This window comes from Chimaeribacter californicus (assembly GCF_002858675.1).
GTDB lineage: Bacteria > Pseudomonadota > Gammaproteobacteria > Enterobacterales > Enterobacteriaceae > Chimaeribacter > Chimaeribacter californicus.
Genome location: NZ_PJZF01000018.1, coordinates 48187 through 60772 on the forward strand (window position 1 = coordinate 48187; position 12586 = coordinate 60772).

Genomic DNA, 12586 nt, shown 5'->3' on the forward strand with positions numbered 1-12586 from the left:
CATGCGTAAGCTAAAAAAATTCGTTAAAAGTCCCTCACTTTTTTTACGGGATTATTTCAATAAGCGTTACCCGATTGTGCGCAATGAGATTAATTGCCCTCAGGAAGAGGAGCGTATTTTAATTGCGCATGATGATGCCCTGGAAAGCCTGATTGCGGTTAATTTCCCCATTGATGTGGTATTCACCTGGGTAGATAACAGCGATCCACAATGGCAACAACGCTATCAGCACCATAAAGGTCAGGCAGGAACTAACGTAGGACGGTATGCCACGGATGCTGCACGCTTCAGTAACCATGACGAACTCTACTATTCTCTGAAAAGCGTGCAGAAACATCTTCCATGGGTGCGTAATATCTTTATCGTGACAGATAATCAGGTGCCTGCCTGGTTCAAACCCTCTGCACAGGTCACACTTGTTGATCATCGCGATATTATGGATGAAGCCTGCTTACCGACTTTTAACTCCCATGTTATTGAAGCGCATTTACACCGTATTCCCGGCCTGGCCGAGCACTTTATCTATTTCAACGATGACGTCTTCGTCGCGCGCAATTTAGCCGCCGGCCATTTCTTCAAGGGAAATGGTATAGCCTCATTGTTTGTTTCATCGAAAAGTTTGCAGTCCATGCAACAAAGGGGCATTTCCACGCCTACCCTGTCAGCCTCGTTGCATTGTCAAACGTTGCTTGCTGCGCATCACCAGCACTTTATTGACACCCCCCTAGTCCACACCTATATCCCATTACGTAAAAGCATGTTTGAAGAGAGCTGGAGGTTGTATCGCAAGGAGATTGATGCGTTTATTTCTAATAAATTCCGGACCGATCAGGATTTGAATCTGGCAACGTTCCTGGTTCCCTGGCTGACCTATATCTACGGGCAGGCAGTACCGGCACGTGATATTTGTTACTACTTTAATATCCGTTCCCCTGCGGCCACCAGCCATTACCGCGCCCTGCGCGCCGGTAAGCGCACTGGTCTGCTTCCTCACTCATTTTGTGCCAATGATTTCAATACCCAAAAGCCCCCGCTGGCCAATTACCACGCCTTATTGAATTCTGCACTTCAGTACCACATTGAAAACGAGAATTAACATGTTTAACAGAAAGCTACGCAAACTTTTCCGTGATCCAAAGCTTTTTTTCTCTGATATGCTGCTAAAGCAACATAAAAAAGTCGCGGCGGTAAAACCTAAAAAATATGATGGTAAACACCACTTTACAGTAGTGTCGGCAATTTATAACGTAGGGCGTTATCTGGAAGAGTATTTCCAGAGCCTGATAGCGCAGCGGCTGGACTTCAGAACTCATATTCATTTGGTGCTGGTTGATGATGGCTCTACCGATGATTCGGCAGAGATCATTAAGCGGTGGCAGGCGAAGTACCCGAAAAATATTACCTATCTCTGGAAAGAAAATGGCGGGCAAGCTTCAGCGCGCAACCTTGGGCTGCAGCATGTTAATACCGAATGGGTCACTTTCATTGATCCGGATGACTTTGTCGATAAAGAGTATTTCTTTGCAGCAGATGCCTTTGCCTCAGCCCATGCAAACAGTAACCTGCACATGATGGCATGTAATTTCGTCTTCTATTTTGACGAGACTAACATGATCAAAGATACCCATCCGCTGAAATACCGTTTTGCAGGTGGGGACAAGCTTTTCCCGCTCGATGCCCTGAAAAAACAGCTGCAGTTATCAGCCAGTACCGCGATTTTCCGCACTGCCAATATTATTAAACATCAGCTTCAGTTTAATGCTGAGATTAAGCCCAGCTTTGAAGACGCCCATTTCGTTGCGCACTATTTGATGTCAGTAGGCACCGGCAGCGCCGGGTTCTTAAAATCTGCCCGCTATTACTACCGTAAACGCGGTGACGGCACCTCCACCCTGGACACCTCCTGGGAAAAGCCCGGTCTGTTTGATGCAGTTCTGGAAAAGGGGTGCCTCGACATCCTGAACCGCTATCAGGAAAAAGGCCTGCCGGTGCCTTACCATGTGCAGCTAACCATGGCCTACCATCTTATTTGGTATATCAAGCGGCTGCACTCTCAGCCTCATGCGCTTAATTTCCTTACCGAGGCTCAGAAAAAGAAATTTTATCGGCTGGTGGATGAGATCTACTCGCGGATAGATACCCAAACTATTATGGAGTTTGATCTGGCCGGGAGCTGGTTCTTCCATAAGGTAGGGATCCTGGGCTGCTTTAAAAATAGCGATCCCGCGTTTCAGATTGTGTATATCGAATCTTACGATGCACCAAAAAAACTGGTCCAGCTACGTTATTTCACCCGGGCAGCAGGACTGGAAGCGATCTCGGTCAATGGCAAAGATTGCGTGCCCCACTACGTTAAGACCATGAACCACCCCTTTGGCGAGCGGCTTTTTGTGCAAGAGCGCAGGTTATGGGTGCCGCTGGAAGAGAATAGCCTGCTGAAGATAACGATCAATAACGTGCCTACTCGCCTTTCGCTGGCCGGTAAGCATCATCAACAGGGGCTTAAAGGCAACCTCATCACCCAGCATTTTCGCGATCAAAAACCGGACTACGTGAAAAAAGGTAAATTTGATGACTACTGGCTGTTGATGGATCGTGAAACACAGGCTGATGACAATGCGGAGCATCTGTATCGCTATATCCGGGATAACCATCCTGAGCAAAAAATCATTTTTGCCCTCAGCGAGCATTCGCACGACTGGGCGCGATTAGACCGGGAAGGGTTTAATCTTGTCGCATTTGGCAGCACCCGGCATGAGGCAGTCCTGAAGAGTTGTGCAAAAATCATCAGCTCTCATGCAGATCAGTGTGTAGTAAATTACCTTGGGCCTAAAATGCTATCAGGCCGCCACTTTATCTTCTTACAACATGGTGTAATTAAGGATGACCTCTCAGTCTGGCTGAATCAAAAAGAACATATTGACTGTTTCGTCACCTCCTCTAAAGCGGAGTATTTATCAGTTTGTGGTGAAGGTTCACCTTATAAATACGGTAAAAAAGAAGTCGTATTGTCCGGTCTGCCCCGTTATGACCAATTGGTAAATAATCAGAAAGTTAACGGAAAAATGTTGCTGATTATGCCGACCTGGCGCTCCAACATTGTAGGTGCCGGCAATGGTGCTGGTCATGAGCGGGAGATTAACCCTGATTTTATGTCTACCCGTTTTGCCCAAGCCTGGATGTCATTACTCAATGCGCCAGAATTAGCGCAGCTCACTAAAAAATATGGCTATCAGGTGGTATTTTTCCCTCATGCTAACCTGACCCCTTACCTGCCGAAATTCCAGGTACCTGATTACATCAGCGTTATGGGCCATGCAGATATGGCTATTCAGACACTTTTTAAGCAGGCCACATTTATGCTGACGGATTACTCCTCCGTAGCATTTGATATGGCGGTACAGCGCAAGCCTTCAATTTATTATCAATTTGATGAAGATGAAGTCTTTTCTGGTGGTCACACTTATCGAAAAGGCTATTTCAGCTACCGGGAAAATGGGTTTGGCCCGGTTGTCACGGAACAATCTGATGTACTGGCCGAACTGGATACCATGATGGCACGCGGGGGCCTGACCCTTCCTGCTATTCAGCAACGTATTGAAGAGACGTTCCCGCACCGGGATGGCGGCAACTGCGCCAGAACCTACCGCGCAATTGTCGCCCTCGACCAACCGTTGACAGAGGGTGCAATTGATACAGAAATCCTTGAAAGCTATGCCCGGCAGGCATCCCAATACCGGCAATGGGCGCTGGCTACGGCACGCTGGTCACAGCTGGTGGAGCAAGGTAGCGCAGAACAGCGACAACACGCCCGGCTTCCGCTGCTGACGGCCCTGCGCGAGGGCGGAAAAATTGGCGAGGCCCTGCACTATCTGGCGAACGCCTTCACCGTTGAAGAGAGGGAAAGCAACAACATCCTGATCGGCGAGGAAGCAAACCTGCATATGGCCTGTCGCCAATGGCAAAAGGCTGCCGCCTGCTGGCAGGTGTTGCCGGTTCTGACTCCGCCAGAGCTGCTGGCACATATGCAATCTGTTGCTGAGCAAGGCGATGTTGCTGTACTGCGTAAAATTGTCCGTCACCAGCGCCGGCACTATGATACGGCAGCGCTTAATGTGATGTCAGATGTCTGGGCTGCTATTGCCGCAGGTGACCATGACCATGCATTGACATTACTGGACGCGCACGTGGCCGGTTTTACAGAAGAAGAGCGCATGGCCTGCCGGGTCGATCTGCTTCGTTGCCGCCTTAACCGGGAAAAAGGTGAGTTTGCACCGGCACTGGAAGCCTTGAAAAAGTGTCAGACCCAGGGTAACGCCGGTATCAGCGCTGATATTGAGCTGGCACTGATTGCCGCGCAGCAAAAGCGCTGGAAGGAAGTGGAAGCCGCCGTGCTGAAAACTGGCTTGACGGTGGATCAGCAGGACAGTGCGCTGGTATTGGCATATCTGCAAGCGCTGCGTCATCAGAAAAAGCATGACGTACTGCACGCTTATCTCGCACAGTTACCGGAACAGCACTCACGGCATGCTTTGCTTTTACCGGAGTTAGGCGAAGCATTTATTGCCCTGAAGCTATGGAATAAGGCCGCAGAAGTGTGGATGGCGTTACTCGACGACGAACCCCAGGCGTATTACCGGCTGGCTTATACCTATCGGATGCTGGGCATGGCGGAAGAAGGCCTGGCTCTGCTGTTAGGCAGCCACAACGGTATGCCGGGCGATTTGGACGAGTGGCTATTACGGGCGGAACTGGCACAACTGGCAGGAGATTGGCAGGAAGCGAGCCATGCCTGGTCATCGGTTTTGCGCTACTACCCAGATAATGCCCCGGCGGAAAGCTGGGATCGGCTTTACCATGCCGAGTTAATCAGCTCAATGCGTGGGTTAAAGATACTGGAAAAGAATAACTGATGTTCCTCACGTGGCTGCCTTCCGGCAGCCACGTTCCCCATTTCATACAGATTGCGCGCCTCCTATTCTTGTCGGTTCCGCATCATGTCAGGACTACAATGTCTCTTGCTGTTCCTTTTGCGAATCCAATGCGTCAGCCCCTGGGGCGGGTTTGTCAGGGATGAAGTGATAATTCTCCCCATAATAAACTGCGTTGATTTGGGTAGTATTCAGCAGATAGGTGCGGAACTGCTTAAACAGTTTCATATCCGGTTTGAAATCTGATCCCCAGAACTGGTTCAGGTGCCCCTGAAACGTCAGCCCGCGTATGTCATAAAGCGCCCTGCCCATCACCTTAAGCGGTTTATTATGAATAAGTGCGGAAATCCCAGCTGTGCTGTTAATGGTCACCACCCCTCTGGCATGATTCAGCAATTCCGGCATCGGCAGATCGTGGACGTAAAACACCCGTCGGCTGACCTTGTGCTGTTCACTCAGGCGGCGAATCAGCGGGCCATAAAGCCGGTGGCCGCGATCCATCGGGTGGTGTTTAATTACCAGAGACTGATCCGCCGGGGCTTTTTTGGCAAAAGAGTAAATCACATCATTGATATAGTCGCGTACATCATGATAGGGGCTATGGTGACGGATCTGGCTGTCATTATAAACCTGGAGGATGGCCAGATAATATCGCTGATCAAGCGTGGAGCGCAGCCTGGGCATAATATCCCGTTGACGGAATCCATACCAATATTTCCGGCAGGCGGCCCTGAGCCAGCAACGGCCCTCATAAACTGGGGAAAACGATTTATGGTGCCGGTATTGTGGAAAATTCTTGCGCTGCCAGCTCCCCATCAAATAATAGGTAATGGCATGCCCTATCCTCAATGAAAAAGAGGGGGAAAGATCGGTGACGTCCATAGATATCTGGGGAGGTAACTGCCGGTAGAACTCTCCCTCACGCGGTATGCTGGAAAAGGCATTGACGCCCCCTTGCTCTACAGTAATAAAGTGTGGCCGGAGGTAGCCCTCTTCAAATGCCAGGAAACGGATCCCTTTTGCCTGTGCCCAACGTTTTGCTTCACGGTGCAAGGGGCGGCAATCACCAAAGCAGAGTATCGTGTCAAAATCATAATGACGATAGACCTCTTTCAGCCAGCCGGGAAACTCTTTGGGGGTGGCCCGATAAGGAAGCACCGTGCGTTGGCGACAATAAAACTGATCTCCCCCATTAAATACCACATTGACAGTCTCCCGCCCGAGCGTTTCCAGCCACTGTGCCACATCACTGAAAAATGGGCCCATTGGCCCTTGCAACAGCAGGTATTTCTTACCAGAAAGTAATAAAGTGACGGCGCTATTTTCCATATACACCAACGTGAAAAAGCCAGGCCCCATTTATGAACCTTATTTATTATTCATGCCTTCAGCTGTACCGCATCATTGGCATGGCCAGATTAATTAAAGGTGTTGGGCGGCGTTATAATTTAATTTGACTTTAATCAGCATTTTTATCTTTTTATACGCATTGATGGCGCTGCTGAATTTTCTTTTTGCAATAAACATCTCTCCACGCGGGAGCATTTCCAGATAAGTTGCGGCGGCTTCCGCAGTAATAGGTTTGCCGGTAGCCGGGTGAATATAACTGGGGTAGCGGATCAGCGCCTGATACACCAGCTCATCCAGCGTTATTTTGCGTGTACGCCGCGAACACGGGTATTCATCCTGCGTTAATCCCCAGCCGGCATAGAAGGGAATGCCATAACAGGTCACCGGCTTGCCGTGCATCAGCGCTTCAAAGCCAGCCAGTGATGTCAGGGTGTGTACCTCATCTGCTGCCCGGATACAGTGGATAATATCGGCATCCAGCACCATTTCATTAGCCCAGCGCGCCACATCTTGTGCGGCTATGGCACCTTTACGGTTACCGGCCAATACATCCGGGTGAGGTTTATAGAGGATATAGGCGTCCGGGTTACGTTCCCGTACCGTCCGCAGTAATGCGCTGTTGCTGCAGATCCCTACGGTGCCGGTCAGGATCGAGGCATCATCCTCAACCTGCCCCGGCACCAACAGCAGCCGCTTACCGGCAGCCGCCGGCGGCCGTGAAAAGGCGGCGCCCAGGTTGTATTTACTCAGGCGGGCGGCCAGCAGGCGTCGGCGGAGCGCGGCCGCCCGCTCATGCTGGCTGCCTGTCAACGCACCGCGATTCAGCAACGTTTCCAAATCGCTTGGCCGGGTAGCGTCGTAATAGATGCCGCACTTATCCAATACCAGCGACAGGGGTGGATGCAGATGGGAACCCAGCCCGGCGGAACGCAGGAAGCCATCCTCCATGCGCCAGACCGGCAATGCTGCGTCGTAACCGGCATTCTGCCACTGCTGCTCCCCTTTGATGCCCCACACCACCCCGGCTGTGGCCCCTTTAAGCGATGGGCTGAACCGCAGCTGATTATCCGGCGTCTGCAAAAAGGGGGATAAAATGGTCCGTTTCCACATAGAGAGGCCAGGTGCCACCAGCGTTCCTTGCCGTGCGCGGCAATGATCGCGCGCCATACCCAGCCACATCAGTAAATCATTCAGCGTGCCTGCTTTGCCGCTTTGCGGATCGAGGTAGCGGCTGTAACGCAGGTAGGCGGCGGCAAACAGATCGGGCAGGGTTGCCCGGCCTCGGCGCAGAGACAGGGATGAAGCCTGGGGGTGGCGATCTTCCGTCAACCCCCAACCGGCATACCATGGCAGCCCAAAACAGGTGACGTTTTTTCCGGCCATGAGCGCTTCAAACCCATATTGGGAAGTCACCACATAAACCCGGCTGACATACTGCAGCAAAGAGTATGGGCTGGCATTGCAGGTCAGCAGCGTAACGCGTGGGTGCCGTTCAGCTGCCTTGCGGGCAGCCTCAGCCAGATAGCCGGCTTTTTTACCGTGCAAGACATCCGGATGGACTTTGACCCAAATTGTCGCGTCCGGATTCTCCTCCAGGGCCGTCTCCAGCATCCGGATAAAATCCTCCGGCCCTGCCCCGCCATGCGTTACCGCCTTGTCTCCAAAGGTCTGATCGACTATCAGCACCACCTCTCCGTCCGGCACCACACCACAGTAAGGCGGGGCCTGATTATATTTAGAGAGGTCAAGCCGGGTGATCGTTTCCATTGCCTCACTGGCCTGCGGATACAGCAACGCATTGCCCGCCTGATCCTGGATCAGGTATTCCAGTGTGCTGGGTTGGGCGGCATCGTAATAGATGCCAGCCTGATCCACCACGATGGAGTACGGCGGGCTTCCGGCTACACCCAATCCGAGTGAACGGATAAACCCATCCTCAAGCCGCCAGACCGGCATCCCCCGGCGGCGGGCCACGGCCACTGCCTTATGCCCGCTGGGGCGATGCCCCCAGACGGCAATGGCGCTGACCGATGCCGGAACCCGCCGGTAGGACGCCAGCCTGGCTACCCCTTCCGGCAGGAGTTGCCCGAGATGGGGAATACGCGCAATACCTGCCGAAAAGATGCCGATCATCCCCTCTCCTTACAGCGTCAAAATAACTTTGGCGGCGACGGCGATCTGGTAAATGATGGTCGAGATACCGCGGGTGACTTCAATGCTCTTCGATTCAAACTTCGGCAGCACCATCAGCTCATCACCCGGTTGCAGGGTGTCAACATTGTCGGCGTCGTCCGCCTCGCCGTTCTGATGGATAACGATGACCTTCGCGTTGCCCTTTTTCTGGGTGAAGCCCCCCACCTTGGCGATGTAGTCATCCGGCGACAGCCCTTTCTGCCAGGCCACCGCATTCGGGAACAGCACTTCGCCGTGCACCATCACCAGCGAGGTGCGCTCCGGGATGTTGATGATGTCACCATCTTCCAGGATCACCTGGTCGAGGGTGTTCTCATTGAGTACCACCGCGCCCTTGGGCACCACATTGCGCGCCTTGGCCACAAAGCGGCTGATCAGCTGCGCCTCCTGCATCCGCAGGTTGGCCTCTTCAGAGGTCGCGGACTGGGCCGAGAGCGACGCCTCTTCCAGCTTCTGCAACGACAGGTTGAGCATCTCTTTCTGGCGCTCCGCCACCGAGCGGCGGAACAGCTGAATGGCATTGAGCTGCGACATACTGTTGGTGCGGATCTGTGCCAGCACCTGGCGCATGGTCGCCCCGTACGGCAACACCACGGCGTGTTCGCCGGAGTGCGCACCTTCAATACGCACCTGAATGGTGCCGGCGTAGCGGTCGGCACTGACGATCAGCTGGTCGCCATCCTGCAGCACACGGCCGCCCGCCTGGCTGAGCGGGTAATACTCGCTGCGCTTGACGGTGCCCTGCTGGCGGATGATGGTCATATGGGTGGCACCCGGTTTTGGGCGTGCCCAGCTCAGCGCTTCGCTGACCGGCAGCGAACCGTCACGGAACTCAAAGTCATAGCTGTTGAACACCTCGCCCTGCACGCTGACGGTGTGCTGGCGCGGGCCAACCACGATCACGTCGCCGTCGGCGAACTGCGACAGGCTGAGGTTGCCGTTCAGCAGGAAGTCATACAGGTTGATGTGGTTGCGTACGCGGTTGCTGCGCTTGACCTCGATGTCCACATAACTGCCGCGCTCGGTGTCCACCCCGCCCGCTTTGCTCAGGTAGGAGAGCAGGGAATCGGAGGCGACGCCGCCATACAGGCCGGGGTTATTGACATAGCCGGTGACAAACACCTTGACCGGCTGCGCCTGCACCAGCGAGGCATAGACGTTGACGTTGGCCTGATAGACCTCTTTCACCTTGCTGGTGACCAGGCTGTTAAGCTGGCCGTTCGGCGTGCCGGCGACTTTCATCGGGCCGACGTTCGGCAGGAAGATGTTGCCTTTCGGGTCTACCGCCAGGCTGCCTTCAAAGTTGAAGGCGCCCCAGAGCCGCACCTGGATCTGGTCGCCCAGCCCGATGACGTAGCCGGGGTTGAAGCCGATGCTGCTGGCGCTGTTGCCGCCGGTGCCGCTGAAGATCTGGGCACCGAACATACGGCTGGCCGGGGCCGGGGTGACCGGTGCCGGGGTGTCGTCAAACTGGTTGTTGCCCGCAGGCTGGGCGGTCTGGCCGCTGATTACCTGCGGCAGCGGGGCCGCGCCGGTCAGGCTCGGGCCGGCGGTCAGGGAGATCGCCTGGGCCTGCGCCAGCGGCAGCATCAGGCTAAGAATCACGGTGTTAAACAGTTTCATGGCGTGCTCGCGGTAGTCGTTATTAGTCCCGGTGGTCATCAATCACTGCCAGCAGCAGTTTGATGGTGCCGAAGAGTAAGCAGCAGATCAGCAGCAGGCTGATGAGCAGATAAGGGCTGTTGGGGTAGGTTGACTCTTCCGGCATCTGCGGCGAGCTGATCACTGACAGCACCTTCAGCTTGCGCGCGCTTTCGACGCGGGTTTTCTCAATCGAGGTGAGCGCGAGCTTGTAAAGGTCGGTGTCAAACGCCACCCGGGCCTTGATGGCCTCAAAGTCCAGCGCCATGGTGTTGAGCTGGCGGCCGTCCGGCGCGGTGATTTTACTTTTCTCCGCCTCAATCTGGGCCGAGAGGGAGGCCAGCGCATTGCGGGCGCTGACCACCTGCGGGGTATCCTCACGCAGGTAGGTCAGCAGGTTGCGCAGCTCCGCTTCCATCTGGATTTTCTGCCCGGTCAGGGTGTTCACCAGGGCGCTCGCGGCCTGTGCCTGGGCGCCGGGGTCAAGGATGCTGTTGCTGTTCTGGTAGGCCAGCAGCGCTGCGCGGCTCGCGTCCAGGCGGCCGCTGGCTTCGTGCATCTCTTTCTCAGCGAAGGCCAGCTGGTCACGGGCAATCCGGTGTGACAGCTCGTTAATGAAACGCTCTGACTCCTTCAGCACCGCCTGGTTGAAACGCTGGGCAAACTCCGGGGTAAAGCCCTCGGTGGCGATGGTCAGCAAGCCGGTTTTATCGTCATAAATGACGCTGATGCGGCTGCGGTAATAGTCAAGGAAACGCTCACGCGGCAGATCCGAGCGCAGGTGATAGAAAATATCCCAGCCGCTGGCACCGAATGCCTGGTGGAAATTAAGTTGCTTATCCAGGATCGCCAGCATATCCGGCGAATTGATATAGGCTTTTAAATAGAGCGCATCTTCCGCGGAACTGGTATTGCTGGCCCCCAGTAATAAGCCGACGTTTAAACTGCTGCCGTTAATATCATCGGAGCGTTTAATGGCAACGGTGGATTCACTTTGAAAGCGGGGCTGGCTAAATAACACCAAATAAATAATCAACAGCGCCAGCGGCGCAATAATGATGATTTTTGCCAGATGGCGATGCAAAAAAGCCAGGTTGAGCGTCTTCCGTAACCTTCGGGCCAGTTGCCGGCCCGGCACCGCAGCTTTTACGTTATTCATTAACATGAGAGGTCATCATTTTATTAAGGGGCGTGGCGTGGTGCCATTATCACGCGCGTTATCCCCCTACAAAGCAGGGGGCATCGCGCAAAAATGGGCGTTATTCGAGTAATTAGCTGAATTTTTAGTCAAAAATACGGATGAGCCCGACCACATCCTGCCCTTCGCCGGTCACCAGCAATGCGGAGATGCGCGCCTGCTGCATCAGCCGTTCGGCATCCGCGATCATCGTGTCCTGCGGCAGGGTGATCGGGTCAGAGGTCATGATGTCGCGAGCGGTGCAGGTGTCGAGGCCGCTGCACTTCGCCAGCGCCCGGCGCAGGTCACCGTCGGTGATGATGCCCACCAGCCGCCCGGCCGCGTCATTCACCGCCACCATGCCCTGGCAACCGCCGGTGATCTCCTGAATCACCTCCCGGAAAGTGGCTGACACCTGTACCTGCGGTACGGTGGTCTGCATCAGGTCAGCGACGCGGGTCAACAGGCGGCGGCCGAGCGAGCCACCGGGGTGATAACGCGCAAAATCAGTGGGCTGGAACTGCCGCTGTTGCATCAGGGCGATGGCCAGCGCATCACCAATCGCCATGGTCAGCGTGGTGGAGGTGGTCGGGGCGAGGTTATTCGGGCAGCTTTCGCTCTCCATCATCAGCTCCAGCACCGCGTCGGCATGGCGCGCCAGCGTGGAGCCGCCGACATTGGTCAGGGCGATGATGCGGTTGCCAAAGGCTTTCAGCGACGGGATCAGTTTCAGGATTTCGTCCGTCTCACCGCTGGCGGAAATCAGGATCAGCAGGTCATAAGGCGTAATCATCCCCAGATCGCCGTGGAAGGCTTCAGCCGGGTGAATAAAGAAACTGGGCGTCCCGGTGGATGCCAGCGTCGCAGATATTTTGCGCCCCACATGGCCCGATTTTCCCATTCCGGAAAGAATGACATGCCCCTTACATTGGCTCATTAAGGTCAACGCCTGCTGGTAATGCACCGGGTCAATATGGTCTGCCAGTGTATGCAGGGCATCCGCCTGCTCATTCAGGGTTCGTTTAATAGAGGCAATATTATCAGGCGGCACAGAATAGCCGGGAAGTGTGGAGAACAGCGTATCAGACACGTGATTAACCTTAACCGGTAATAAAATGACGTAAAAGCAGCATGGCTGCCGGAATAGCGCGACCAGGTAAAATGACGCTATAAAAAAGGGGGCTTGTCTAAAACGCAGCCTATTTATCACATGACATAAATGAACACAATAAATTTAAGATTATTCTTACTTTACGTACAAAATTTAAACAAATGTAACCTGGCATGAGGGTGT

7 protein-coding genes are annotated in these 12586 nt (G+C 54.1%); 2 read left to right on the forward strand and 5 right to left on the reverse strand.

The window, feature by feature from the left end:
- Nucleotide 1: 1 nt before the first annotated feature.
- Together CYR55_RS17665 and CYR55_RS17670 are read left to right on the forward strand one after the other, a co-directional pair.
- Nucleotides 2-1096: a Stealth CR1 domain-containing protein gene (locus CYR55_RS17665; RefSeq protein ID WP_101817682.1), complete on the forward strand. Its 1095-nt coding sequence runs from the start codon at nt 2-4 to the stop codon at nt 1094-1096.
- Nucleotide 1097: 1 nt separating this feature from the next.
- Entirely contained in the window at nt 1098-4913 is a 3816-nt protein-coding gene (locus CYR55_RS17670; RefSeq protein WP_101817683.1) for a CDP-glycerol glycerophosphotransferase family protein, read from the forward strand.
- A gap of 93 nt (nt 4914-5006) precedes the next feature.
- Here CYR55_RS17670 and CYR55_RS17675 read toward each other — a convergent pair whose 3' ends face one another.
- The 5 genes from CYR55_RS17675 to CYR55_RS17695 form a co-directional block, all read right to left on the reverse strand.
- On the reverse strand, nt 5007-6260 hold the full coding sequence (locus CYR55_RS17675) for a capsule biosynthesis protein (RefSeq protein ID WP_101817719.1): 1254 nt from the start codon (nt 6258-6260) through the stop codon (nt 5007-5009).
- Between the two features lie 93 nt (nt 6261-6353).
- A complete protein-coding gene (locus CYR55_RS17680) occupies nt 6354-8414 on the reverse strand; it encodes a capsular polysaccharide biosynthesis protein (RefSeq protein WP_101817684.1) in 2061 nt (686 codons plus the stop codon).
- A 9-nt stretch (nt 8415-8423) separates the two neighbouring features.
- Entirely contained in the window at nt 8424-10097 is a 1674-nt protein-coding gene (locus CYR55_RS17685) for a polysaccharide biosynthesis/export family protein (RefSeq protein ID WP_101817720.1), read from the reverse strand.
- Nucleotides 10098-10119: 22 nt separating this feature from the next.
- A complete protein-coding gene (locus CYR55_RS17690; protein WP_420912738.1) occupies nt 10120-11280 on the reverse strand; it encodes a capsule biosynthesis protein in 1161 nt (386 codons plus the stop codon).
- Between the two features lie 118 nt (nt 11281-11398).
- Nucleotides 11399-12382: a KpsF/GutQ family sugar-phosphate isomerase gene (locus CYR55_RS17695; protein WP_101817685.1), complete on the reverse strand. Its 984-nt coding sequence runs from the start codon at nt 12380-12382 to the stop codon at nt 11399-11401.
- Between the last annotated feature and the right edge of the window lie 204 nt (nt 12383-12586).